The 25,323-nt window shown below is 67.3% G+C and carries 20 protein-coding genes; 14 read left to right on the top strand and 6 right to left on the bottom strand.

Features of this window, described 5'->3' with window-relative positions; genetic code table 11:
- Window positions 1-2: 2 nt before the first annotated feature.
- The 8 genes from prpC (at window position 3) to pbpC (ending at window position 14,805) form a co-directional block, all read left to right on the top strand.
- Window positions 3-1,160 carry a 2-methylcitrate synthase gene (gene prpC, locus DFO63_RS06500; RefSeq protein ID WP_014038133.1) on the top strand — a complete coding sequence of 386 codons (1,158 nt, stop codon included), beginning with the start codon at window positions 3-5 and terminating at the stop codon, window positions 1,158-1,160.
- Window positions 1,161-1,257: 97 nt separating this feature from the next.
- Window positions 1,258-3,876, top strand: a complete 2,619-nt coding sequence (gene acnD, locus DFO63_RS06495) for a Fe/S-dependent 2-methylisocitrate dehydratase AcnD (protein ID WP_119006629.1) — start codon at window positions 1,258-1,260, stop codon at window positions 3,874-3,876.
- 101 nt (window positions 3,877-3,977) lie between these two features.
- Window positions 3,978-4,235: a type II toxin-antitoxin system ParD family antitoxin gene (locus DFO63_RS06490; RefSeq protein WP_006384133.1), complete on the top strand. Its 258-nt coding sequence runs from the start codon at window positions 3,978-3,980 to the stop codon at window positions 4,233-4,235.
- Window positions 4,222-4,548 carry a type II toxin-antitoxin system RelE/ParE family toxin gene (locus tag DFO63_RS06485; RefSeq protein ID WP_119006628.1) on the top strand — a complete coding sequence of 109 codons (327 nt, stop codon included), beginning with the start codon at window positions 4,222-4,224 and terminating at the stop codon, window positions 4,546-4,548. Before DFO63_RS06490 ends, DFO63_RS06485 begins: the two co-directional genes overlap by 14 nt.
- A gap of 23 nt (window positions 4,549-4,571) precedes the next feature.
- Window positions 4,572-5,750: a 2-methylaconitate cis-trans isomerase PrpF gene (prpF, locus tag DFO63_RS06480; RefSeq protein ID WP_119006627.1), complete on the top strand. Its 1,179-nt coding sequence runs from the start codon at window positions 4,572-4,574 to the stop codon at window positions 5,748-5,750.
- Between the two features lie 71 nt (window positions 5,751-5,821).
- Window positions 5,822-7,282 (top strand): bifunctional 2-methylcitrate dehydratase/aconitate hydratase, encoded by a 1,461-nt coding sequence (locus DFO63_RS06475; RefSeq protein ID WP_119006626.1) that lies wholly within the window; start codon window positions 5,822-5,824, stop codon window positions 7,280-7,282.
- Window positions 7,283-7,451: 169 nt separating this feature from the next.
- The gene (locus DFO63_RS06470) at window positions 7,452-12,359 is read left to right on the top strand and encodes an alpha-2-macroglobulin (protein WP_119006625.1); all 4,908 of its coding nucleotides are present in this window, start codon (window positions 7,452-7,454) and stop codon (window positions 12,357-12,359) included.
- Between the two features lie 64 nt (window positions 12,360-12,423).
- The gene (pbpC, locus tag DFO63_RS06465; RefSeq protein ID WP_049443019.1) at window positions 12,424-14,805 is read left to right on the top strand and encodes a penicillin-binding protein 1C; all 2,382 of its coding nucleotides are present in this window, start codon (window positions 12,424-12,426) and stop codon (window positions 14,803-14,805) included.
- 114 nt (window positions 14,806-14,919) lie between these two features.
- On the opposite strand, the gene DFO63_RS06460 is transcribed toward pbpC, so the two are convergent.
- Window positions 14,920-15,495 (bottom strand): ferritin-like domain-containing protein, encoded by a 576-nt coding sequence (locus tag DFO63_RS06460; RefSeq protein ID WP_119006624.1) that lies wholly within the window; start codon window positions 15,493-15,495, stop codon window positions 14,920-14,922.
- A gap of 29 nt (window positions 15,496-15,524) precedes the next feature.
- Complete coding sequence (locus DFO63_RS06455) at window positions 15,525-16,007, bottom strand: peroxiredoxin (protein ID WP_032127816.1); 483 nt, start codon at window positions 16,005-16,007, stop codon at window positions 15,525-15,527.
- A 261-nt stretch (window positions 16,008-16,268) separates the two neighbouring features.
- Here DFO63_RS06455 and DFO63_RS06450 point away from each other — a divergent pair, with 261 nt between their 5' ends.
- Window positions 16,269-17,162: a DnaJ C-terminal domain-containing protein gene (locus DFO63_RS06450; RefSeq protein ID WP_119006623.1), complete on the top strand. Its 894-nt coding sequence runs from the start codon at window positions 16,269-16,271 to the stop codon at window positions 17,160-17,162.
- Between the two features lie 130 nt (window positions 17,163-17,292).
- On the opposite strand, the gene pilH is transcribed toward DFO63_RS06450, so the two are convergent.
- Together pilH and DFO63_RS06440 are read right to left on the bottom strand one after the other, a co-directional pair.
- Window positions 17,293-17,664, bottom strand: a complete 372-nt coding sequence (gene pilH, locus DFO63_RS06445) for a twitching motility response regulator PilH (protein WP_005410644.1) — start codon at window positions 17,662-17,664, stop codon at window positions 17,293-17,295.
- 88 nt (window positions 17,665-17,752) lie between these two features.
- Window positions 17,753-18,748, bottom strand: coding sequence for a YhdH/YhfP family quinone oxidoreductase (locus DFO63_RS06440; RefSeq protein ID WP_119006622.1), 996 nt, complete (start codon window positions 18,746-18,748; stop codon window positions 17,753-17,755).
- Window positions 18,749-18,901: 153 nt separating this feature from the next.
- Between DFO63_RS06440 and hflK the strand changes: the two genes are divergently transcribed.
- From hflK to DFO63_RS06415, 5 genes are all read left to right on the top strand, one after another.
- Complete coding sequence (gene hflK / locus DFO63_RS06435) at window positions 18,902-20,035, top strand: FtsH protease activity modulator HflK (protein WP_032127819.1); 1,134 nt, start codon at window positions 18,902-18,904, stop codon at window positions 20,033-20,035.
- The gene (locus DFO63_RS06430; RefSeq protein WP_010482785.1) at window positions 20,032-20,895 is read left to right on the top strand and encodes a protease modulator HflC; all 864 of its coding nucleotides are present in this window, start codon (window positions 20,032-20,034) and stop codon (window positions 20,893-20,895) included. Before hflK ends, DFO63_RS06430 begins: the two co-directional genes overlap by 4 nt.
- A 67-nt stretch (window positions 20,896-20,962) precedes the next feature.
- The gene (locus DFO63_RS06425) at window positions 20,963-21,148 is read left to right on the top strand and encodes a DUF2065 family protein (RefSeq protein ID WP_049443025.1); all 186 of its coding nucleotides are present in this window, start codon (window positions 20,963-20,965) and stop codon (window positions 21,146-21,148) included.
- Between the two features lie 293 nt (window positions 21,149-21,441).
- Window positions 21,442-22,734 carry an adenylosuccinate synthase gene (locus DFO63_RS06420; RefSeq protein ID WP_014038120.1) on the top strand — a complete coding sequence of 431 codons (1,293 nt, stop codon included), beginning with the start codon at window positions 21,442-21,444 and terminating at the stop codon, window positions 22,732-22,734.
- 117 nt (window positions 22,735-22,851) lie between these two features.
- On the top strand, window positions 22,852-23,514 hold the full coding sequence (locus DFO63_RS06415; protein WP_119006621.1) for a hypothetical protein: 663 nt from the start codon (window positions 22,852-22,854) through the stop codon (window positions 23,512-23,514).
- Here the strand turns inward: DFO63_RS06415 and DFO63_RS06410 are convergent.
- Window positions 23,444-24,124: a M23 family metallopeptidase gene (locus DFO63_RS06410; RefSeq protein WP_119006620.1), complete on the bottom strand. Its 681-nt coding sequence runs from the start codon at window positions 24,122-24,124 to the stop codon at window positions 23,444-23,446. The two genes, DFO63_RS06415 and DFO63_RS06410, sit on opposite strands and share 71 nt — an antisense overlap.
- A gap of 4 nt (window positions 24,125-24,128) precedes the next feature.
- Entirely contained in the window at window positions 24,129-25,091 is a 963-nt protein-coding gene (locus DFO63_RS06405) for a murein L,D-transpeptidase (protein ID WP_119006619.1), read from the bottom strand.
- Between the last annotated feature and the right edge of the window lie 232 nt (window positions 25,092-25,323).

Here is a 25,323-nt window from a genome sequence, read left to right as displayed (position 1 = left end):
ACATGAACGATACGACCGCAACCCCGACCTTCAAGCCGAAGAAGTCCGTCGCCCTGTCCGGCACCGCTGCCGGCAACACCGCGCTGTGCAGCGTGGGCCGCAGTGGCAACGATCTGCACTACCGTGGCTATGACATCCTGGACCTGGCCAACACCAGCGAGTTCGAGGAAATCGCCTACCTGCTGGTGCACGGCAAGCTGCCGACCCGCGCCGAGCTGGTTTCCTACAAGGCCAAGCTGAAGTCGCTGCGTGGCATCCCGGCCGCGGTGAAGGCGGCGCTGGAAGAACTGCCGCCGTCGGCGCACCCGATGGACGTGATGCGCACCGGCGTGTCCGTGCTCGGCTGCGTGGCGCCTGAGAAGGACGACCACAACCATCCGGGCGCGCGCGACATCGCCGACAAGCTGATGGCCTGCCTCGGTTCGATGCTGCTGTACTGGTACCACTGGAGCCACAACGGCCGCGCCATCGACGTGGAAACCGACGACGACTCGATCGGTGGCCACTTCCTGCACCTGCTGCACGGCGAGAAGCCGCAGGAGTCGTGGGTGAAGGCGATGCACACCTCGCTGATCCTGTACGCCGAACACGAGTTCAACGCCTCGACCTTCACCTGCCGTGTCATCGCCGGTACCGGCAGCGACATGTACAGCGCGATCTGCGGTGGCATCGGCGCGCTGCGCGGCCCGAAGCATGGCGGCGCCAACGAAGTGGCGTTCGAAGTGCAGAAGCGCTACGACAACCCGGATGAGGCCGAGGAAGACATCAAGGCGCGCGTTGAGCGCAAGGAAGTGGTGATCGGTTTCGGCCACCCGGTCTACACCGTCTCCGATCCGCGCAACAAGGTGATCAAGGATGTGGCCCGCGAGCTGTCCGAAGAGCAGTCGAGCATGAAGATGTACGACATCGCCGAGCGCCTGGAATCGGTGATGTGGGACATCAAGAAGATGTTCCCGAACCTGGACTGGTTCAGTGCCGTCAGCTACCACATGATGGGCGTGCCGACCGCGATGTTCACTCCTCTGTTCGTGATCGCCCGTACCGCCGGCTGGAGCGCGCACATCGTCGAGCAGCGCATCGACGGCAAGATCATCCGCCCGAGCGCCAACTACATCGGTCCGGAAGACCGCGACTTCGTCGCCATCGACAAGCGCGTCTGATCCACCTGCTGTACCCATCCGGCCGGCCGCGTGCCGGCCGGATGCTTTCGCCGCCGCACCGCCGGCACCCGGCCCGCCTCAAGCACTCCGCCAGCCCATGAATACCGATTACCGCAAGAACCTCCCCGGCAGCACGCTGGACTATTTCGACGCGCGCGCCGCTGTCGATGCGATCCAGCCCGGCGCCTATGCCACCCTGCCGTACACCTCGCGCGTGCTGGCCGAGAACCTGGTGCGCCGCTGCGATCCGGCCACGCTCGGCGATTCGCTGAAGCAGCTGATCGAGCGCCGCCGCGACCTCGATTTCCCGTGGTTCCCGGCGCGCGTTGTGTGCCACGACATCCTCGGCCAGACCGCACTGGTTGACCTGGCCGGCCTGCGTGATGCGATCGCCGACAAGGGCGGTGACCCGGCCAAGGTGAATCCGGTGGTGCCGGTGCAGCTGATCGTCGATCACTCGCTGGCGGTGGAGTGCGGTGGTTTCGATCCGCAGGCGTTCGAGAAGAACCGCGCCATCGAAGATCGCCGCAACGAAGATCGCTTCCACTTCATCGACTGGACCAAGCTGGCGTTCGAGAACGTGGATGTGATTCCGCCGGGCAACGGCATCATGCACCAGATCAACCTGGAGAAGATGTCGCCGGTGGTCTACGTGCAGGACGGCGTGGCCTTCCCGGATACCTGCGTGGGTACCGACAGCCATACCCCGCACGTGGATGCGCTGGGCGTGATCGCGATTGGTGTTGGCGGCCTGGAAGCCGAGAACGTGATGCTGGGCCGTGCCTCGTGGATGCGCCTGCCGGACATCATCGGCGTCGAGCTGACCGGCAGGCCGCAGCCGGGCATCACCGCCACCGACGTGGTGCTGGCACTGACCGAGTTCCTGCGCAAGGAACGCGTGGTGGGTGCGTATCTTGAATTCTTCGGCGAGGGTGCTGCGGCACTGACCATCGGTGACCGCGCCACCATTTCCAACATGTGCCCCGAATACGGCGCCACCGCCGCGATGTTCTACATCGACGGGCAGACCATCGATTACCTGCGCCTGACCGGCCGCGAGGAATCGCAGGTGGCGCTGGTGGAGAACTACGCCCGTACCACCGGCCTGTGGGCTGACGATCTGGCCACCGCGCAGTACGAGCGCGTGCTGCGCTTCGACCTGTCCAGCGTGGTGCGCAACATGGCCGGCCCGTCCAACCCGCACAAGCGCGTGGCGACCGCCGAGCTGGCCGAGCGCGGCATCGCCGACGAAGCCAAGCTGGAAGCGGGCAAGGCCGAGCAGGCGCAGGGGCTGATGCCCGATGGCGCGGTGATCATTGCCGCCATCACCAGCTGCACCAATACGTCCAATCCGCGCAACGTGATCGCCGCCGCACTGCTGGCGCGCAAGGCCAACGAGCGTGGCCTGCTGCGCAAGCCGTGGGTGAAGTCGTCGCTGGCGCCGGGCTCGAAGGCGGTGCAGCTGTACCTGGAAGAGGCGGGCCTGCTGCCGGACCTGGAAAAGCTCGGCTTCGGCATCGTCGCCTTCGCCTGCACCACCTGCAACGGCATGAGTGGCGCGCTGGATCCGGCGATCCAGCAGGAGATCATCGACCGTGACCTGTATTCCACCGCCGTGTTGTCGGGCAACCGCAACTTCGATGGCCGCATCCACCCGTATGCGAAGCAGGCCTTCCTGGCCTCGCCGCCGCTGGTGATCGCCTACGCCATCGCCGGCACCGTGCGCTTCGATATCGAGAAGGACGTGCTGGGCGTGGACGCCGACGGCAACGAGGTGCGCCTGAAGGACATCTGGCCGAGCGACGCCGAGATCGACGCGGTGGTGAAGGCCTCGGTGAAGCCGGAGCAGTTCCGCCGCGTCTACAACCCGATGTTCAACGTGCGCGTGGAGCACGGTGCGGCGGTCAGCCCGCTGTACGACTGGCGCCCGCAGAGCACCTACATCCGCCGTCCGCCTTACTGGGAGGGCGCACTGGCCGGTGAGCGCACGCTGTCTGGCATGCGCGCGCTGGCGGTGCTGCCGGACAACATCACCACCGACCACCTGTCGCCGTCCAACGCCATCCTGGCGTCCAGTGCCGCCGGCGAGTACCTGGCGAAGATGGGCCTGCCGGAAGAGGACTTCAATTCCTACGCCACCCACCGCGGCGACCACCTGACCGCGCAGCGTGCCACCTTCGCCAACCCGAAGCTGTTCAACGAGATGGTGCGCAACGACGACGGCAGCGTGAAGCAGGGTTCGCTGGCGCGCGTGGAGCCGGAAGGCAAGGTGATGCGCATGTGGGAAGCGATCGAGACCTACATGGATCGCAAGCAGCCACTGATCATCATTGCCGGTGCCGACTATGGCCAGGGCAGCTCGCGTGACTGGGCCGCCAAGGGCGTGCGCCTGGCTGGCGTGGAGGCGATCGTGGCCGAAGGCTTCGAGCGCATCCACCGCACCAACCTGATCGGCATGGGCGTGCTGCCGCTGGAGTTCAAGCCGGGCACCACCCGCCTGACCCTGGGCATTGACGGCACCGAGACCTTCGATGTGATCGGCGAGCGCACCCCGCGCGCCGACCTGACCCTGGTCATTCACCGCCGCGACGGCCAGGACGTAATCGTGCCGGTCACCTGCCGGCTGGACAGCGACGAGGAAGTGGCGATCTACGAAGCCGGTGGCGTGCTGCAGCGCTTCGCCCAGGACTTCCTGGAAGGCGCCAAGGTGGCGTGATGCCGTGCTGAATGCCTGCCCCCCGGCCGCCGGGGGCGGGCTTGTCCGATACCAGGACGGGGCGCACACTGACTTGGCAAAAACTGCCAAAGGAGAGTTTCATGGCCACCATGAACATTTCGCTGACTGACCCGCTCAAGCAGTTCGTGGACGAGGAAGTGCGCGAAGGCGGCTACTCCAGTACGTCGGACTACGTGCGTGACCTGATCCGCCAGCGTCAGCGCAGCAAGGCTGAAGAGCTGCTCAAGCAGTTGATAGCCGAGGGGCTGGCGTCGGGGCCTGCCGTTCCGGTGACTGCGGCCACATTCGAGCGGATGCGTCGCGAACTGACCGAAAGGATGGAGCGTGAAGGCGATTGAATGGAGGCCCCGGGCCGAAGCCGACGCAGCCGACGCCGCGCTGTGGTTCGCACGGCAGGGTGGCCTGGTACTGGGTCGGCGCTTTCTCGCCGAGCTGGAGGCCACGCTTCAACGTATTGCGATATTCCCTGCGTCAGGTTCCGTCCGCCATGCCGACCTCGCCGCACAGTTGCCGGCACTCTTGCGCTTCATGCAGGTTCCGGGCTTCGAACGCTATCTCGTCTACTACCTCGATCTGCCGGACCGCGTGGACGTCATGCGAGTGTGGTGCGTTGATCGTGGCCTTGACGCACTGATGCAAGACATTTCCTGAAATCCAAACGCTTGGATCCGACGATGAATTTTCTTCCGCAACTCCGTATTCCCGCCACCTACATGCGCGGCGGCACCAGCAAGGGCGTGTTCTTCCGCCTGCAGGACCTGCCCGAAGCCGCGCAGGTGCCCGGCGCCGCGCGCGATGCGCTGCTGATGCGCGTGATCGGTTCGCCCGATCCGTATGGCAAGCAGACCGACGGCATGGGCGGCGCCACCTCCAGCACCAGCAAGTGCGTGATCATTTCCACCGCCTCGGTGCCTGACCACGACGTGGACTACCTGTACGGCCAGGTCTCGATCGACACCGCCTTCGTCGACTGGAGCGGCAACTGCGGCAACCTCAGCACCGCTGTCGGTCCGTTCGCGATCGCCAATGGGCTGATCGATCCGGCCCGCGTACCGCGCGATGGCCTGTGCACCGTGCGCATCTGGCAGGCCAACATCGGAAAGACCATCATCGCCCACGTGCCGATGCGCGATGGCGAAGTGCAGGAGATCGGCGATTTCGAGCTGGACGGCGTGACCTTCCCGGCCGCCGAGATCCAGCTGGAATTCATCGATCCGTCCGATGACGGCGATGCGGGCGCGATGTTCCCGACCGGCAACCTGGTCGACACCCTCGATGTTCCCGGCGTGGGCAGTTTCGAGGTGACGATGATCACCGCGGGCATCCCGACCATCTTCCTCAACGCCGCCGACCTCGGCTACACCGGCACCGAGCTGCAGCCGGCGATCAATGAGGACAAGGCCGCACTGCAGAAGTTCGAGACCATCCGCGCGCATGGCGCGATGCGCATGGGCCTGATCTCGAAACTTGAAGACGCAGCGACCCGCCAGCACACGCCGAAGGTGGCCTTCGTGGCGCCGGCACAGGACTACGTTTCGTCCAGCGGCAAGGCCATTCCGGCGTCGGCGATCGACCTGCATGCGCGTGCGCTGTCGATGGGCAAGCTGCACCACGCGATGATGGGAACTGCCGCCGTGGCGATCGGCACCGCAGCAGCGATTCCGGGCACCCTGGTCAACCGTGCCGCCGGCGGCGGCGAACGCGAAGCGGTGACCTTCGGCCACCCCTCCGGCACGCTGCGCGTGGGCGCGCAGGCCGGTCTCGTTGACGGCCAGTGGACGGTGACCAAGGCCATCATGAGCCGCAGTGCCCGCGTGCTGATGGAAGGCAAGGTGCGGGTACCGGCCGAATAGTGCTCTGGTAGATGCCAACCTTGGTTGGCAGGGTGCATGGGCAACCGTGCACCGCAACGAGGAGATCGACGATGTCCGACAACCACACCCCTTCCAACGAGCGTGCAGCGTGGGACGCGCTGCTGGTGGACATCGTCGACTACGTGCGCGACGCGCGCATCGACTCACCCCTGGCGTTCCAGACCGCGCACCACTGCCTGCTCGACACGCTGGGCTGCGGTTTGGAAGCGCTATCCTTCCCGGCCTGCAGCAAGCTGCTCGGTCCACTGGTGCCGGGCATCAGCGTGGTCAACGGTGCGCGCGTGCCGGGTACGCACTACGTGCTGGACCCGGTGCAGGCGGCCTTCAACCTCGGCGCGATGGTGCGCTGGCTGGATTTCAACGACACCTGGCTGGCCGCCGAATGGGGCCACCCGTCGGACAACCTGGGCGGCATCCTGTCTGTCTGCGATTGGCTGGGACGCAACGCGCAGGCCCTGCACCGCCCGGCGCCGACCCTGCATGACGTGCTGCTGGCGATGATCAAGGCACACGAGATCCAGGGCGTGCTGGCCCTGCAGAATTCCTTCAACCGGGTTGGGCTGGACCACGTGGTGCTGGTCAAGGTGGCCACCACCGCGGTGGTCGCGCAGTTGCTCGGGCTGGATCGCGAACGCATGCTCAATGCGCTGTCGTTGGCCTGGGTCGATGGCCAGGCGCTGCGCACCTACCGGCATGCGCCCAACACCGGCTCGCGCAAGAGCTGGGCGGCCGGCGACGCGACCAGCCGTGGCGTGCGCCTGGCGCTGATGGCGGCCAGCGGCGAGATGGGCTATCCCAGCGTGCTGAGCGCGCCGACCTGGGGCTTCGAGGCGGTGTCCATGCATGGCCAGAGGCTGACGCTGGGGCGACCGCTGGGCAGCTACGTGATGGAGAACGTGCTGTTCAAGATCAGCTACCCGGCCGAGTTCCACGGACAGACCGCAGTGGAGGCAGCGATCGTGCTGCACCAGCAGCTGCGTGCGACGGGGCGGCGGGTCGAGGACATCGCGCACATCGCGATCCGCACCCAGGAAGCCTGCATCCGCATCATCGACAAGCAGGGGCCGCTGCACAACCCGGCCGACCGCGATCACTGCGTGCAGTACATGGTCGCCATCGCGCTGCTGCATGGACGGCTGGTGGCCGAGGACTACGAGGATGACGTTGCCGCCGACCCGCGCATCGACGCGTTGCGGGCGAAGATGTCCTGCCATGAGGACGCACAGCTCAGTGCCGACTACCTGGACCCGGACAAGCGCAGCATTGCCAATGGCCTGAGCGTGCGCTTCGCTGATGGCACCGAGCTACCGGAGGTGTTGGTGGAATACCCGCTCGGCCACGCTCGACGCCGCGAGGAAGGCATTCCACTGCTGATGGACAAGTTCCGGCGGCACCTGGCCCACCGCTTCCCGACCGCCCAGCAGCAGCGCATCCTGGCCGCCTCGCTGGACCCGGTGGCGCTGGCGGCGATGCCGGTGACCGACTACGTGGACCTGTACCTGCCGGGGTAGGGAACGTTGGTGGGTACCCTGGTTGGCACGGCCGACGCCAACCAGGGTTGGCGGCTACCGGTCCTGCCGGCCAGCGGCCGGCACTACCCGTCCCGGGCAATTGCCGGATTCGCGTCAACACCTTGACGCGGCCTGCCTATAATGGCCGCCTCGATCAAGGAGTGACGACATGAGCGGTCCGGCACGGCGGAAGCGGTGGGGATGGGCGGCGGCGATACTGGCAGGAGGCCTGTTGCTGGGCCTGGCCGGCTGCCGCAACGACAGCGGGCAGCTGCCCAAGGCCAGTGGTGAAGCCATCACCACCAAGGCCGAGCAGGTGAAGGAGTTCACCCTGCTGCGCGCCTACCCGGACCAGAAGAATGACGGCCTGTCGCTGGCGCTGGAGTTCTCGCGCCCGCTGGTCGGCACCCAGGATTTCGACAAGCTGGTGCGCTTCGAAGAGAAGGTCGGCACCGACGACAGCAGCTGGACGCTGTCCGATGACGGCCTGACCCTGCGTTACCCGTTCGTCGAGGCCGGCAAGGAGTTCAGCCTGGTGGTCTCGCCGGACCTGCTGGCCGCCGATGGCAGCCGCCTGGGCAAGGAGCTGAAGCAGAAGGTGTTCAGCGGCGAGCTGAAGCCGGTGGTGGGTTTCGCGTCGCAGGGCAGCGTGCTGCCGGCCAAGGACAGCCGCGGCCTGCCCGTGGTCTCGGTGAACGTGCCGGAAGTCGACGTCGAGTTCCTGCGCGTGCGCGAGAAGGACCTGCCGACCTTCTTCAGCCAGTACCAGCGCGGCGGCCGCCGTGGCAGCTGGGAGCTGAGCAGCGACTACGAGCGCAGCCCGATCAACAAGCTGGCCGAGCCGGTCTACGTCAACCGATTCATCCTGGGGGGCAAGAAGAACGAGCGGGTGCTGACCTACCTGCCGACCCAGGACATCAAGGAACTGCAGGAGCCGGGCCTGTACTTCGCCCTGCTCAAGCGCACCGGTGACTACGAAGGCGAGTTCGATACCGCGTTCTTCTCGGTCAGCGACATCGGCCTGCATACCCGTGCCTACAAGGACAAGCTGTTCGTGCACACGGCCGGCCTCAAGGACGGCGCGCCGCTGAAGGGCATCGACCTGCGCGTGCTGGATGCCAAGGGCGAGGTGGTGCTCAAGGGCAGCACCGACGGCAACGGCAATGCGCTGCTGAACTACACCCTGGATGCCACCCACGTGCTGGTCGCCAGCAGTGGCAAGGACACCAGCTTCCTGCCGTTCAACCAGCCGGCGCTGGACCTGAGCGAATTCGCCGTGGCCGGCCGTGACAATGCCTGGTTCGACGTCTACGCCTGGTCCGGGCGCGACCTGTACCGCCCGGGCGAGACCGTGCGCCTGTCCGCGCTGCTGCGCGACAACGACGGCAAGCCGGTCAAGGCCCAGCCGGTGTTCCTGCGCCTGAAGCAGCCCGACGGCAAGACCTTCCGCGAGACCCGCCTGCAGCCGGGTGACCAGGGCTACATCAACTTCGAGCAGGTGATCCCCGCCGAGGCGCCGACCGGGCGTTGGCAGGTCGAGTTCCGCACCGACCCGGCCAGCAAGGAAGCGATCCAGGGCATGACCCTGCGCATCGAGGAGTTCCTGCCCGAGCGCATGAAGCTGGACCTGGACAGCGCCCAGAAGACGCTGAAGCCGGGTGAGGACCTGCGCCTGCAGGCCAATGGCGCCTATCTGTATGGCGCGCCGGCCGATGGCAACCGCTTCACCGCGCGCATGGCGGTGGCCGCCGAGCAGAAGCCGGTGGACGGCCTGCCGGGCTATTTCTTCGGTGACCCGACCCTGCAGCTGCCGCGCGAGGCCAAGGACGTGATCGATACCACGCTGCCGGCCAATGGCCAGCTGCGTGAGGACGTGGCGTTGCCGGAAGAGGCGGCCAAGGCCAAGGCACCGATCGCCGTGGTGCTGTCCGGCAGCCTGTATGAAACCGGTGGCCGCACGGTCACCCGTACCCTGAAGTGGGTGATGTGGCCGGCCAACGCGCTGGTCGGCGTGCGGCCGCTGTTCAACCCCGACGATGGCGCTGATTCCAACGGCAACGCACGCTTCGAACTGATGCGCGTGGATGCCGCCGGCACACCGCAGCCAGCCAAGGGCCTGAAGATCACCCTGGTGCGCGAACTGCGCGACTACCACTGGACCTTCAACGACAACCGCTGGGACTACGACTTCACCCGCCGTTTCGAGAACAAGGAAACCCGCACCGTCGATGCCGGCAGCAGCGCGGTCGCCTTCGACTTCCCGGTGGAGTGGGGTGAGTACCGGGTGGACGTGTTCGATCCGTCCACCGGCCTGACCAGCCGCTATCCGTTCCGCGCCGGCTGGAGCTGGGGCGACGACAACCGCGGCCTGGACGCGCGCCCGGACAAGGTCAAGCTGGGCCTGGACAAGACCGGCTACAAGGCCGGTGACACCCTGGAGGTGACGGTGACCCCGCCGCACGCCGGCAAGGGCATCCTGATGGTCGAGACCGACCGCATGCTGTACGTGCAGGACATCGAGGCCAAGCCGGGTTCGACCTTCAAGATTCCGGTCACCGCCGACTGGGAGCGCCACGACGTCTACATCACCGCGCTGGTGTTCCGTGGCGGCAGTGCACCGAGCAGGATCACCCCGGCCCGCGCCGTGGGCGTGGTGCATGTGCCGATGGACCGCAAGGGCCGCACCGTGGCCGTCGGCCTGGTCGCGCCCAAGCAGATGCGGCCGGAACAGGACCTGCCGGTGACGGTCAGTGCGCCGCAGCTGGCCGGCAAGACCGCGCACGTGACCGTCTCGGCGGTGGACGTGGGCATCCTCAACATCACCCGTTTCCCGGTGCCCGACGCCGGTGCGCACTTCTTCGCCCAGCGTCGCCTCGGCATCGATGCCTATGACATCTACAGCCGGGTGATCGAGAGCTTCGATGGTGGCAGCGGCAAGCTGAAGTTCGGTGGTGACATGGCGCTGCAGGCATTGCCGCAGGCCAAGCGCCCGACGGCACGCGTGCAGACCGTGGACCTGTTCTCCGGCCCGGTGCAGCTCGATGCCAAGGGCAATGCCCGCATCCGCCTGAAGGTACCGGACTTCAACGGCACCCTGCGCGTGTCGGCGCTGGTCTACAGCGATGACCAGTATGGCAAGCGTGATGTGGAAACCATCGTGCGCGCGCCGATCCTGGCCGAAGCCAGCATGCCACGCGTGCTGGCCCCGGGCGACCGCAGCACCGTGACCCTGGACGTGCAGAACTTCACCGGCAAGCCGGGCCAGTTCAACGTGAAGGTGGAAAGCGAAGGCCCGTTGAACCTGGGCGAGGGCAGCCGCAGCGTGCAGCTGAATGCCGATGCCAAGACCACGCTGAGCTTCCCATTGTCGGCACGCGAAGGCCACAGCGTGGCCAAGGTGCGGGTGCGCGTGGATGGCAACGGCTTCAAGGCTGATCGCCGCTACGACCTGCCGGTGCGTGCGGCGTGGCCGCAGGTATTGCGTTCGCAGGTGCGTACGCTGGATCCGCTGGCCGCGGTCAGCCTCGATAACAGCCTGACCGATGGCCTGATGTCCGAGTCGGTGAATGCCCGCCTGCTGGTCAGCCCGCTGCCGCCGATTCCGTTCGCCAGTGCGCTGCAGGGCGCGCTGAACTACCCGTACGGCTGTGCCGAGCAGACCACCAGCAAGGGCTACGCCGCGCTGATCCTGGACCAGGCGACGTCGTCGATGCTCGGTGCCGACGGCCTGGATGCCAAGACCCGTCGCGAGCGCATGGAAGGCGCGTTCGGTCGCCTGGCGTCGATGCAGGTGGCCAACGGCAACTTCTCGATGTGGGGTGACGACGGCTACGTGAACCCGTGGCTGACCCCGTACATCACCGAGTTCCTGCTCGATGCCAAGGACGCCGGTTTCGCGGTGCCGGACAACGTGCTGCAGAAGGCACTGAACCGGCTCAGCGAGGACCTGCTGTCCGGTGGCAACCAGTTCTACGGCCAGGACGACCGCGAGAAGCTGAAGTTCGCCAACCAGGCGTATTCGGGCTACGTGCTGGCCCGGGTCAACCGTGCGCCGCTGGGTACCCTGCGCACGCTGTACGACAACGAGCGCAGCAAGGCGGTCGGTGGCCTGTCGCTGGTCCATCTGGGCGTGGCGCTCTCGCTGCAGGGCGATGCCAAGCGTGGCCAGGCCGCGCTGGCCGCGGCCTTCGCCAAGTCCAGCAGCGAACGCCCGTCCTATTTCGGCGACTACGGCAGCGCCATCCGTGATGACGCGCTGATGATCGCGCTGACCCACGAAAACAAGCTGGCCAAGCCGGCCTGGGATGCGCGTGCGGTGGATCTCGGCCGTGGCCTGGATGCGCGCCGCAATGCCGGCTGGATGTGGCTGAGCACGCAGGAACAGGTGGCGATTGCCCGCCTCGGCAAGGCGCTCGCCGCCAACCAGAAGGCGCTGGTGGCCGGTGAACTGGTGATTGGTGGCAACACCGAAGCCATCGGCGAGCGCAAGCTGTTCGGCCGCAACTTCAGCGCCAGCGAACTGGCCAGCGGCGTACGCTTCACCCCGCAGGGCCAGCCGCCGATGTTCGCCAGCATCGACGTGGCCGGCATCCCGCGCAGCGCACCGGCACCGGACAACAGCGTGCTGGGCGTTGAGCGCAGCTACTACGGCACCGATGGCAAGCCGTGGTCGCCGCGCCCGCTGAAGGAAGGCGAAGCGCTGATCGTGCGCGTCACCGTCACCGCCGACACTACGATGCCGGACGCACTGCTGACCGACCTGCTGCCGGCCGGCCTGGAGATCGAGAACTTCAACCTGGGCGACGCCAAGCAGTGGGCCGACGTGGTGGTCGATGGCATCACCATCAGCGACCGCGGCGAAGCTGCCGATACCAAGCATGAGGAGTTCCGCGACGATCGCTATGTGGCCGCGCTGAAGCTCTCGCGTGGCAGCAAGGCCAACGTGTTCTACCTGGTGCGTGCGGTGACGCCGGGAACCTACTCGGTGCCGCCGCCGCTGGTGGAGGACATGTACCGGCCGCAGCTGCGTGGCGTCGGCCGCAGCAACCCGACCACGATCACGGTGGTGCAGCCGTGACCGCGCGGACGGGCCGCGACGGCGCGGCCCGTCCCGCTGGCAAGCTCCAATCCGGCACGCTGCAATGAAGAACACGATGACGACCCGGCTGGCGGCCCTGCGCCGCTGGCTGCGGCCGCTGTGGCCGTGGCTGCGCTGGGGCACGGCCGCCACGCTGGCGCTGCTGCTGGTGCTGGATGTCGTCTTCCCGCCGCCGCTGCCGAAGCAGCGCGATACCAGCACCCTGGTGGTGGCTGCCGACGGCACGCCATTGCGCGCGTTTGCCGATGCCGAGGGCGTGTGGCGCTATCCGGCATCGATCGACAGCGTCTCGCCGCTGTATCTGCAGGCGCTGCTGACCTACGAGGACCGCTGGTTCTGGCGCCATCCGGGCATCAACCCGCTGGCGATCCTGCGTGCCAGCGGCCAGCTGCTGCGCGGTGGCCGCATTGTTTCCGGTGGCTCGACCCTGACCATGCAGGTCGCCCGCATCCTCGACCCGCACACGCGCACGCCGTGGGGCAAGCTCAAGCAGATGCTGCGCGCGGTGCAGCTGGAAGTGCACCTGAGCAAGCGGCAGATCCTGGCCCTGTACCTGGAGCGCGCGCCTTACGGGGGAACCATCGAGGGCGTGGAAGCGGCCAGCTGGGCCTATCTGGGCAAGCCGGCGGCGCAGCTGTCGCATGCCGAAGCCGCGTTGCTGGCGGTGCTGCCACAGGCGCCGAGCCGGCTGCGCCCGGACCGCCATCCGGAAGCCGCGCAGAAGGCACGCGACAAGGTGCTGTCACGCATGGCCGAACTGGGCGCGTGGACACCGGAAGAGGTGGAGGACGCGCGCATCGAGAACGTGGTGGCGCGCTCGTTGCGGCCTCCACTGCATGCCGCACTGCTGGCGCAACGACTTCACTCGGCGTACCCCGGCCAGGCACGCATCCAGAGCAGCATCGACATCGGCCTGCAACGCACGCTGGAAGAACGCGTGGCCAGCTATTTCTCGACGCTGCCCGAGCGCACCTCGGCCGCCTTGCTGGTGGTCGACAACCAGACCCTGCAGGCGCGTGCCTATGTCGGCACCTTGGCGTTCGGTGACCGCCAGCGGCTGGGCCACGTGGACATGGTGCAGGCCTGGCGTTCGCCGGGCTCCACGCTCAAGCCGTTCCTGTATGCAATGGCGCTGGATGATGGCCTGATCCATTCGGAAAGCCTGCTGGTCGATGCGCCGCAGAGTTTCGGCAGCTACCGCCCCGGCAACTTCGACATGGCCTTCAATGGGCCGATTGGTGCTTCCAGCGCATTGCGGCTGTCGCTCAATGTGCCCTCGGTGGACCTGCTGCAGCGGGTCGGGGCCGCGCGCTTCGCCGCGCGCCTGTCGCACGCCGGCATCCAGCTGCGCTTCCCACCGGGCAGCACGCCCAACCTGTCGCTGATCCTGGGTGGCACCGGTGCGCGGCTGGAAGATCTGGTCGGTGCGTTCGCCGCGCTCAACCGCAACGGCATCGCCGGCCGCGTGCGCTACACCGATGACGAGCCGATGATCGAGCGGCGCCTGGCCTCGCCGGGCGCCAGCTGGATCGTGCGCGAGATGCTGGAATCGAACCCGCGTCCGGGCTACAGCGTCGGCACCTTCGATGTCGGTGGCCGCCCGCGCGTGGCGTGGAAGACCGGCACCAGCTATGGCTATCGCGATGCGTGGGCGATCGGCAGTACCCGCCACTACACCGTGGGCGTGTGGGTGGGTCGGCCGGACGGCACGCCGTTGCCGGGCCAGTATGGCGCGGTCACCGCACTGCCGCTGATGTTCGAGGTGGTGGACAGCCTGCCGCGCCAGCGCGGCGATTCGGCGGCCGCACCGATGCCGGCCAGTGTCAGCCAGGAAGACATCTGCTGGCCCACCGGCGAACGCGCCGAGGGCCTGCCGGCGGCGCTGTGCCAGCGGCGGATGTCGGCCTATCTGCTGGACGGCGCGGCACCGCCGACCTTCCCCGAGCGCGAGGCGCGGCGCTGGCAGCCGGGGCGGCAGCGTTACCTGGCCGACGCGCGGACCGGACTGCGTGTATCCGCGGATTGCCGTTTGCCGCATGAGGAAGTCGCGCGGGAGATCGCGCGCTGGCCGGCGTTGTTGTCCCCATGGCTGCCCAAGGCCACGCGCGAGGCCTCGCAGCTGCCGGCGCTGTCGCCGGACTGCCGCGACGACGGGCGGGAGGCCAGCGTCGCGCTGCACGTGGACGGACTCAATGATGGCGCCACGCTGGCGCGCGCGCCGAATTCGGAACATGGCGTACGCCTGCAGCTGCGCGCGCTGGGCAGCGAGCAGGCAGTGGACTGGTTGCTGGATGGACGCTGGATCGCGCAGACCCACGGCGCGCAGCTGATGCAGCGCGAATTCGCCGAACCGGGCGCACACACCCTGACCGCGCTGGCGGCCGACGGCGCGTGGACGCAGGTGCGGTTCAACGTCCTCCGCTAGATGCCAACCTTGGTCGGCGCGCGGCCCAACGCCAACGACACCGCCGTGCTCTGGTAGGTGCCAACCTTGGTTGGCACGCGGCAAAGGCGCCCACCAAGGTGGGCATCTACCAGCTCATTCCCCGATCCACCCATCCAGCAGGTCGGCAAACTCGTCGGCGTGTTCCTCTTCCTGCGCCAGGATCTCTTCGAGGATGCGCTTGGTGGTGGTGTCGCGGTCGCCGATGAAGTTGATCATCTCGCGGTAGCTGTCGATGGCAATCCGTTCGGCCACCAGGTTCTCGCGGACCATGTCGCGCAGGTCGCTGCCTTCCTTGTATTCGGCATGCGAGCGTGCGGTCAGCGTATCCGGGTTGAGGTCGGGCTCGCCGCCAAGCTGGACGATGCGCTCGGCCAGCTTGCCGGCGTGCGCCTGTTCCTGCTGTGCATGCTCGAGGAACTCGGCCTTGACCGCGTCGGCCAGCATGCCCTTGGCCATGAAGTAATGCCGGTAGTAGCGCAGCACGCATACGTACTCGGTGGCCAGTGCATCGTTGAGCAGCTTGATCACCACCTTGCGGTCGGCGCTGTAGCTGTCGGTGATCGCACCGTCTTCGATGTTGCGCCGGGCGCGTTCGCGCAGGGTCTTGCGGTCGCTGAAGCCGGGAACCCTGGCGGCGGGCTTTGCGGCTTTGGCTGGCTTGCTGGACATGGCTGGCCGTTTCCTCTTGCGGTGGGGAATCAGGTAGGCAGGTGCTCCAGCACGTACTCGGCGGAAGACACCTCGAACTGGCCCGGCTGCTCGATCCAGGCCGCACGCACCACGCCATCCACCACGTACAGGGCGAACCGGCGTGAGCGGATGCCCATGCCCGAGGCGCTGGCGTCGAGCTCCAGGCCGAGCGCGCGGGTCAGTTCGGCATTGCCGTCGGACAGCATCAGCAGGCCGTCGGGCACGCTCTGGTCGGCAGCCCAGGCCTTCATCACGAACGGGTCGTTGACGGCCATGCAGTAGACGTCGATACCGCGCTGGCGGAACGCCTGGAACTTCTCGACGTAGCCGGGCAGGTGGCGCGCCGAGCAGGTCGGGGTGAACGCGCCGGGCACGGCGAACAGCACCACTTTGCGCGCGTCGAACAGCGAATGCGTATCGAGCGTTTCGATGCCCTCGCGGATGCGCTTAAGGGTCACTTCCGGAATGCGGTCGCCGACATGGATGGTCATGGGGAACTCCTTGCTGGGGCAGGCTAGTGGGCCGGATGGGACAGGGGCGTCAAGACATTGGAAAACCCGTGTGCAGGCCCCATCTTCAGGCTTTGCGGCGGGGGCTTCCAGCCACAGCCTGGGGCATCGGGATGGCAGCCGCATTGCGCAGGATCAGTCGGCCTCACCGGGGCCGCACGAGGGGCGGCGTAGCATCGCCGGCGCGTAGAATGAACCCGGGGCGGCGCCACCGGCGCGGCCGAAGCAGATCGAGGTAGCTGGATGGAATTCAAGGATTACTACGCCACCCTGGGGGTGGAACCGAGCGCGGGCGAGGCGGAGATCAAGACCGCCTACCGCCGGCTGGCACGCAAGTACCACCCGGACGTCAGCAAGGAGGCCGGGGCGGAAGACAAGTTCAAGGCGGTCAACGAGGCCTACGAGGCGCTGCGCGATCCGGAAAAGCGCGCGGCCTACGACCAGCTGCGCGCGCAGGGCTATCGCCCGGGCGAGGAGTTCAACGTGCCACCGAACTACGGTGGCGCCGGTGGTTTCAATTTCGAGGAAGTGTTCGGCGGTGGTGGACCCAACGGCGGCTTCAGCGACTTCTTCGAAAGCCTGTTCGCGCGCCAGCGTGACGGTGGCGGCGCTGGTCCGGGCCCGGGCTTCAGCAGCCAGGGCCACGCGCCCAACCGCGACACCCGGGCCAAGCTGTCGGTACCGCTGGAAGCGGCCTACAGCGGCGACAGCCTGCGCATCACCGTCAACGGCAAGCAGCTGGACGTGCGCGTGCCCAAGGGCATCCGTCCGGGCCAGGTGATCCGCCTGGCCGGGCAGGGCAACCATGGCGGCAACCTGCTGCTGGAAGTCGAGTACGCCGCCCACCCGCAGTTCGAGGTCGATGGCCGCAACATCCTCTATACGTTGCCGGTCACGCCGTGGCAGGCCGCGCTGGGCACCAGCCTGAGCGTCCCGACGCTGGGCGGCACGGTGGAGCTGAAGATTCCCGCCGATTCCGATGCAGGTCGCAAGCTGCGCCTGCGTGGCCGTGGCCTGCCGGGCAGCCCGGACGGCGACCAGATCGTCGAAATCGAGATCGTGGCTCCGGCTGCGACCGACGAGGCGCAGAAGAAGGCGTACCGGAACCTGGCCAAGGCGTTCGGCGAGTCAATCTGAGGCCGATTCTGGTGGGTGCGGACCTTGGTCCGCACGCCTTCCGGTAGTGCCGGCCGCTGGCCGGCAATTTCATGACCCGGGACGGTGATACGTGGTTGCCGGCCAGCGGCCGGCACTACCAGGCGCCGTCTCAGCCCTGCCCGGCGAACACGCGCTCCAGCACCTCGGACAGCTCGTCTTCCGAGAACGGCTTGGTGATGTAGGCCTTGGCGCCCTGGCGCATGCCCCACATGCGGTCGGTGTCCTGGTCCTTGGTGGTCACCAGGATCACCGGGATATGCCGGGTCGCCTCGTCGCGGGCGAGGGTACGGGTGGCCTGGAAGCCGTTGAGGTTGGGCATCACCACGTCCATCAGGACCAGGTCGGGCAGCTCGGCCTTGGCGGTTTCGACCCCGGCGGCGCCATCGGTGGCGGTCAGGATCTGGTGCCCGAGCTTCTCGACGATGCGCTGTATCCCCAACAGCTGCGACGGTGAGTCGTCGACGATCAGAATGCGTGCCATGTTGTTCCCCATGTAATGCCCGCAGTGTAGTGCGGGCTCATTACCGGCGGGAGGGGGGCATCTGCCGTCCGTCGCCTGCCTGCGACGTTCAGTCGATCCGCACTACCGTGCGGCCCAGCGAGCCACCGCCCAGCATCCGCTCGAACACTGCCGGCAGGCCATCAAGGCCGACCTCGGCGGTGCAGATGCGGTCCAGGTGCTGCGGCTTCCACTCAGTGCCCAGGCGCGACCACACCTCTTCGCGCAGCGGGCGCGGTGCATTGGCCGAAGACACGCCGAGCAGCGACACACCGCGCAGGATGAAGGGCATCACCGTCATGTCCAGCGTCGGGCTGGCCGCCAGGCCGGCGCTGACCACGCTGCCGTAGGGCACGGTCTGCGCCAGCAGGCTGGCGAGCATGGCGCCGCCGGCATTGTCGAGGCCCCCGCCGAAGCGCGCCGACTGCAGCGGGCCGGTGTCGCTCAGTGCCTTGCGCGGCAGCACCTCGGTGGCGCCGATGGCGCGCAGGAAGTCGGTCTGCTCCGGCTTGCCACTGACCGCGTGCACGGTGTAGCCGGCACGGCTGAAGATCGACAGCGCCAGCGCACCGACGCCACCACTGGCGCCGGTGACCGCCAGCGGGCCGAGATCCGGGGTCTGCCGGTTGTCCTGCATGCGCAGCAGGGCCAGCGCCGCCGTGAAGCCGGCGGTGCCCAGCACCATCGCCTCGCGCGGGCTCAGCCCGGTCGGCTGGGCAATCACCGCACGCGACTCCAGCCGCACATACTGGCTGTAACCGCCGTCACGGGTCTCGCTGAGGCCGCAGCCGGTGGCCAGCACGGCATCGCCTTCACGCCAGTCCGGGTCGGTGCTGGCGACCACGATGCCGGCCACGTCGATGCCGCCCACCAGCGGGAAGCGGCGCAGGATCTTCCCCTTGCCGGTGCCGGCCAGGGCGTCCTTGTAGTTGACCGAGGACCAGTGGGCGCGGATCAGCACCTGTCCCGGGTTGAGGTCGTCCACCCTGAGCTGGGCCAGGCCGCTGCGGTAGCCGGCGTCGTCGTTTTCGATGCGGAAGGCGGTGAACGGGGTGGTGGGGGCCATCGGCGTTGCCTGACTTCGAGGAAAACGCCACCTTACCCCGTCGCCCCCCTTTCGATCCTGCCGATCCGCCCCATCTTGTATGATCGGTAATGGTTTCACGGCTGGCGCCGCGGGAAGGGCCCGCGCCGCAGCCCACATCTTGATGGAGCGTGCATGGCCTGGAATACACCCGGCGGCAACAAGGGCGGACAAGGCCCCGAGGACAATCGACGCGGGCCGTTCGGGTCGCGCGGCGGTGGCAATGGTGGTGGCTGGGGCGGACTGCCCGGGCCGCTGAAGGACCTGTTCGACGGCGGCATCATGCGTTGGGTGGTGGCAGCCGTGGTGCTGCTGGTGCTGTTCTCCAGCTTCCAGCTGATCGGCGAACAGCAGCGTGGCGTGGTGCTGCGCTTCGGCCAGTTCTCGCGCATCCTGCAGCCCGGCCCGAACTTCAAGCTGCCGTGGCCGATCGAATCGGTCACCAAGGTCAACGCCACCGAGATCAAGACCTTCTCGATCCAGGTGCCGGTGCTGACCCGCGACGAGAACATCGTCAACGTCTCGCTGAACGTCCAGTACCGCATCGACGACCCGCAGCAGTACCTGTTCGGCACGGTCGATGCCAACCAGGTGCTGGAGCAGTCGGCGCAGAGCGCGGTGCGCGAGGAAGTCGGCCGTGCCGACCTCAACGCCGTGCTGAACAACCGTGGCCCGCTGGCCGTGGCTGCCGAGGAGCGCTTGCAGGCGCTGCTGAAGGCGTTCAAGACCGGCCTGACCGTGACCGGCCTGACCCTGCAGGACGCCCGTCCGCCGGAAGAAGTGAAGCCGGCCTTCGACGAGGTCAACGGTGCCCAGCAGGTCAAGGAACGCCTGATCAACGAAGCCCAGGCCTACGCCGCCAAGGTCGTGCCGGAAGCCCGAGGCCAGGCCTCGCGCGCCCGTACCACCGCCGAAGGCTACAAGCAGGCCGTGGTCTCCAAGGCCGAGGGTGACGCGCAGCGCTTCAGCCTGTTGCAGGCCCAGTACAAGGACGCCCCGGAAGTGACCCGCAAGCGCCTGTGGCTGGAGACCGTGCAGCAGGTGCTGAGCGAGAACCGCAAGGTGATCGGTGGCGATGGCCGCCAGCTGATCTACGTGCCGATGACCGGCGACACCCGTCCCACCACCTCGGCCCCGGCCGCAGTGGCGAACCCGGATGTGGTGATGCCGTCGCTGCCGGGTGCAGCGGTGGAAGCTTCCCGTGATCCGGGCCGGCCGGTGGGCCGCCCGACCGGGCGACCGAGCGGCCGTGAGGAGGGCAGCCGATGAAGAGTCCTATCTGGATCGCCGTGATCGTGGCGGTGGTGCTGGGCCTGCTCGGCTCGGTGTACGTGGTCCGTGAGGACCAGACCGCCATGGTGCTGAACCTGGGCAAGGTGGTGCGTTCGGACATCAAGCCGGGCCTGCACTTCAAGGTGCCGGTGGTGGAAACGGTGAAGGTCTTCGACCGCCGCTTCCAGGTGCTCGACACCGCGCCGGCGCGTTACTTCACCGCCGAGCAGAAGGACGTCAGCGTCGACTTCTTCGCCATCGGCTACATCTCCAACGTGGGTGACTACTTCCGTGCCACCGGCGGCGATCCGCGCATCGCCAATGCCCGCCTGGCACCGATCATCACCGACTCGCTGCGCAACCAGATCAACTCGCGCACCCTGCAGCAGCTGGTGTCCGGCGACCGCAGCGAGCTGATCGCCGAGCAGCTGAAGGGGATCAACGAAGCCGTGGCCGGGCTGGGCATGCAGATGATCGACCTGCGCATCAAGCAGGTGGACCTGCCGACCGACAGCCAGGTGATCAACGACGTGTACGAGCGCATGCGCGCCCAGCGCAAGCAGGAAGCAGCGAAGCTGCGCGCGGAGGGCGAGGAGCAGTCGCTGACCATCCGCGCCCAGGCCGACCGTGACAGCACCGTGCTGATCGCCGAAGCCGAGCGTGATGCACAGCGCCTGCGTGGTGAAGGCGATGCCGATGCGGCCCGCATCTACGGCAAGGCCGGCTCGGCCGACCCGTCGTTCTATGCGTTCTACCGCAGCCTGGAGGCCTACCGTGGCTCCATGACCGACGGCAACGGCGTGATCGTGCTCGACAAGAACGACCCGTTCCTGCAGTACCTGAAGAACGACCGCTGAGGTCGCAGGGCAGTACCCCACGGGGCCCGGCCAGATGCCGGGCCCCGTGCTTTTTCCGGAGTCCCCCATGAAAGATCTGTTCGCTGCCGTCTGCCTGGTGGCGGTGCTGGAAGGCCTGTTCCTGTTCGCCGCCCCGTTCGCCTGGAAGCGCATGGCCGAACGCCTGCTGGACCTGCCCAGCCCGGCCCTGCGCAGCTTCGGCGGACTGGTGCTGTTGGCCGGCCTGAGCCTGCTGTGGTGGGTGCGGCATTGAAAGGGTAGTGCCGGCCGCTGGCCGGCAACCTGGGATTGCCGGCCAGCGGCCGGCAGTACCGGGGAGGCGCCTGACCGGCCGGTGAAGCCGTCCGTCGGAAAGGTGGCAGCGGACCCCGGAAACCCGGATAATGCACAAAAGCCGGACGGGCCTCCCCCGTTCGGCTTTTTCCGTGTCTGGGCCTTCCATCGCCGGCCGCTCCCCGTTTGGAGCCGCCCTACAGGTGCTGGCCAGCCCTGCCACGGTTTACCCGTCCGCGGCCCCGATGGCCGCAACAAATCGAGGAGCCCGTCATGGGTCAGTCTGTCGTAGTGTTGGGTGCCCAGTGGGGCGATGAAGGCAAGGGCAAGATCGTCGATCTGCTCACTGAGGAAATCGGCGCCGTCGTGCGCTTCCAGGGCGGCCACAATGCCGGCCACACCCTGGTCATCAACGGTAAGAAGACCGTCCTGCATCTGATCCCGTCGGGCATCCTGCGTGACGATGCGCTGTGCCTGATCGGCAACGGCGTGGTGATCTCGCCGGCCGCGCTGCAGAAGGAAATCGCCGAGCTGGAAGCCTCCGGCGTGGAAGTGCGCTCGCGCCTGAAGATCTCCCCGGCTGCGCCGCTGATCATGCCGTACCACATCGCCCTGGACCAGGCGCGCGAGCGCGCTGCCGGCGGCAAGGCGATCGGCACCACCGGCCGTGGCATCGGCCCGGCCTACGAAGACAAGGTGGCGCGTCGCGGCATCCGCATCGCCGACCTGCATTACCCGAAGCAGCTGGAAGAGCTGCTGCGTACTGCGCTCGATTACCACAACTTCGTGCTGACCAAGTATCTGAACACCGATGCGGTCGATTTCCAGAAGACCTTCGACGAAGCGCTGGCCTTCGGCGAGTACGTGCAGCCGATGAAGTCCGACGTGGCCGGCATCCTGCACGACCTGCGCAAGCAGGGTAAGCGCGTGCTGTTCGAAGGTGCGCAGGGCGCACTGCTGGACATCGACCACGGCACCTACCCGTACGTCACCAGCTCCAACACCACCGTCGGTGGTGCGCTGGCCGGTTCCGGCGTCGGCGCCGATTCGATCGATTACGTGCTGGGTATCGCCAAGGCCTACGCCACCCGCGTCGGCGGCGGCCCGTTCCCGACCGAGCTGGACGACGAAGTCGGCCAGGGCATCCGTGACCGCGGCGCCGAGTACGGTGCCTCGACCGGTCGTCCGCGTCGTTGCGGCTGGATGGACATCGTCGCGCTGAAGCGCGCCGTGGCCATCAACGGCATCAGCGGCCTGTGCATCACCAAGCTGGACGTGCTGGATGGCATGGAAAAGCTGAAGGTCTGCATCGCCTACGAATACAACGGCAAGCGCACCGAGTACGCGCCGCTGGACGCGCAGGGCTGGGAAGACTGCACCCCGGTGTACCTGGAGTTCCCGGGCTGGAGCGAGAACACCCACGGCATCACCAACTGGGATGACCTGCCGCCGGCCGCGCGCGCCTACCTGCGCTCGCTGGAAGAGCTGGCCGGCTGCCCGATCAGCATCGTCTCCACCGGCCCGGACCGCGACCACACCATGGTCCTGCAGGATCCGTTCGCCTGAGGTAGCACCGGGCGCTGCCCGGCGTAGGTGACAGGAAAAGCCCCGCGCAAGCGGGGCTTTTTCGTTACTGTGTCGCCAAGGCCAGCGGGGAAGCGACGCAATGACCAGGATGTCAGCGTGAAGGGCGAGACGATCGTGCGGATCACCCTGTGGGTGCTGTGGAGCCTGTGGGGCATCGCCTGCCTGGTACTGCTGCTGGGTGCGGCCGCCAATGCCCTGGCGTCGCGCACGCAGACGGTGCCGCTGGTGCTGAGTCCTGGCGCAACCGCCCAGATCACCGTCTACCGCCTCATCGATGACCAACTGCGGTTGCGCCTGCGCTATGCCGCGGACGGTACGGAGGCTGACCCCGAGGTGCTGCTGCGCATCGAAACTCCGACCGATCAGGGAGACTTCCGTGCAGGGGAGCGTTCGGGAGTGGCCGGGCAGGGCATCAATCGCGCGCTGGCTTCGGTTGAGTCCAGCGGCCTCACGGCGTTCTACTTTGGCTACGGCCGCGGCGACGCATTGCCACGCGGCCGCTCATGGCTACGGGTAACCGTGCTGGAGGTGGACCCGGCCCTGGCCGGGCACGCGGCAGACATCGAGCTGCAGCCACCGCTGGACCTGCTGAAGCTGACCGACCTGGACTACATCTGGCTGTGGCCGTTCTTCTTCTGGAAGATGGCGGCGCTGTTCCTGCTGATTCCAGGGGCTGCGTTGGCTGTCTTTACTCTGGTGTTGCGGCGCTGGCAGCGCCGGGCATCAGCGCCGCCGACTTCAGCAGGGGGTAGGGATTGATGGACTCTCCCTTCCACCACTGTTTTTCCGGCCCCAGCACATGCACCTCGAAATGCAGATGCGGCGCGTCGGCACTGGCGTTGCCGGTGCTGCCGACGTAACCGATCACATCCCCGCGTTTGATCACCTGCTTTTCCGCCAGGCCATCGGCATAGCGCTGCAGATGCGCGTAGTAGTAGCACCAGCGTCCGCTGGGTTCGAACTGGTAGATCGTCAAGCCGCCGCGCTCGCTGTCGAACAGTTTTTCCACCGTGCCATCGGCCACCGCGAGTACCGGGGTACCGGCATCGGCCATGATGTCGATGGCATCGTGCACACGGCCCTCGCTGCGCGCATCGGTGAAGGTGTCGCGCAGCTGAGAGGGCAGTACGCCCTGCAGCGGCAGCAGCAGACCGGACGGTGCATCCGCAGCCTGCGCGGCCGACTGCGCGGTGGCGGCGGGTGGGGTTGTTGCGCGCGGCGCTACTGGTTCCGTCACCGGCGCGGCGGCCAACGTCGATGGCGCTGCCGGCAGCGAGGCGGCTACCGGCTCACTCGCGTCGCGGCGCAGCCACCAACCTGCACCCAGTCCCAGCAGAACGCCCAGTACGATCAGCTGCGGAAGGCGCATCGGCTCACTCCTGCATCACCACGGGGACCAAAGTGTCCACCGCATCGGCCACACGCAGCGCATCCCAGTTGGTCATGCGTACGCAGCCATGCGATTCGGTCTTGCCCACGTGGCCGGGTTCAGACGTGCCGTGCAGGCCGTAATGCGGTTTGGACAGGTCGATCCAGACCCGCCCGACCGGATTGTTCGGGCCCGGTGGCAGGGTGGCCTTCTTTTCGCCCTTGCGGGCATCCCAGAACAGCTTCGGGTTGTAGTGGAACGGCGGGTCGCGGTACACGCCCTGGATCTTCCATTCGCCGATCGGTAACGGGTCGTGCTGGCTGCCCGACGACACCGGGACCTGTGCAATCACCTTGCCCTGCGCATCCAGCAACTGCAGGGTGGAGTCGGATTTATCGACCACGATCTTCGCCGCCTTTGGCAATGCGGCGGGTGCGATGTTGGGTACCTGGATGCGGCCGCCTGCCTTGGCAAGATCCACGCCTGGATTGAGCAGCTTCAGCAGCTCAGGGGATGCATGGAAGCGCTCGCCCAGGGCCTCTTCCACACTGCCGTATCCCAGCGATTTGAGCTTGGCCTGGGCGGCGGGCCCTTTGGGTGTGGCCTGGAACGGACCGGCAACATCCTCAGCAGTCAGCGTGTAGCTGGCCAGCGGCGTGATCGTATCGGCCTGCAGAGCCTTCCAGGTGGCGTCATCCAGTTCACCCGTTACGGTCAGCCCATGCGCCGCCTGGAAGCCCGACACCGCGCGTCGCTGGTTGCTGCCCACTTCGCCATCGATCTGGCCGGGAGAGAAATTCGCACGATCCAGCAGCACCTGGGCGTGCAGCGCGGAGCGTGGGGCCACATCCGGCCCGGCTTTCTCGGCAATGGGGGCGGGCAGCTCGGGCGGCGGCGCCTGTGCGAAGGCTGGCGACGCCAGCAGTGAGAGAGCGAGCAGGGTGGATCGGGACACGGGCAAGGGCATTGGGATCTCCAGCAGGTCACGCCACCACCTTGCCCGCAGCCGCTGCCGAGCCGTCGTGAAAGGAATCTGATGCCGGCATGAGCAGCCATCGCCATCGCAGCCGTTTCCAGTGCGCAGGTGCCGCTGGGCCGCAGGCTCACCAAGGTGAACGGTGGCCGACGCCGTCGATGGACGGCGATCAAGATCGCGTGCCGGGCCGCCGATAAGGCCTCATCCCCCCGTTTTGGATACC

Origin of the sequence: Stenotrophomonas sp. AG209 (genome assembly GCF_003550055.1) — a bacterium.
In the GTDB taxonomy this organism is placed as follows: domain Bacteria; phylum Pseudomonadota; class Gammaproteobacteria; order Xanthomonadales; family Xanthomonadaceae; genus Stenotrophomonas.
This window is presented reverse-complemented; position numbering and strand designations above follow the sequence as displayed.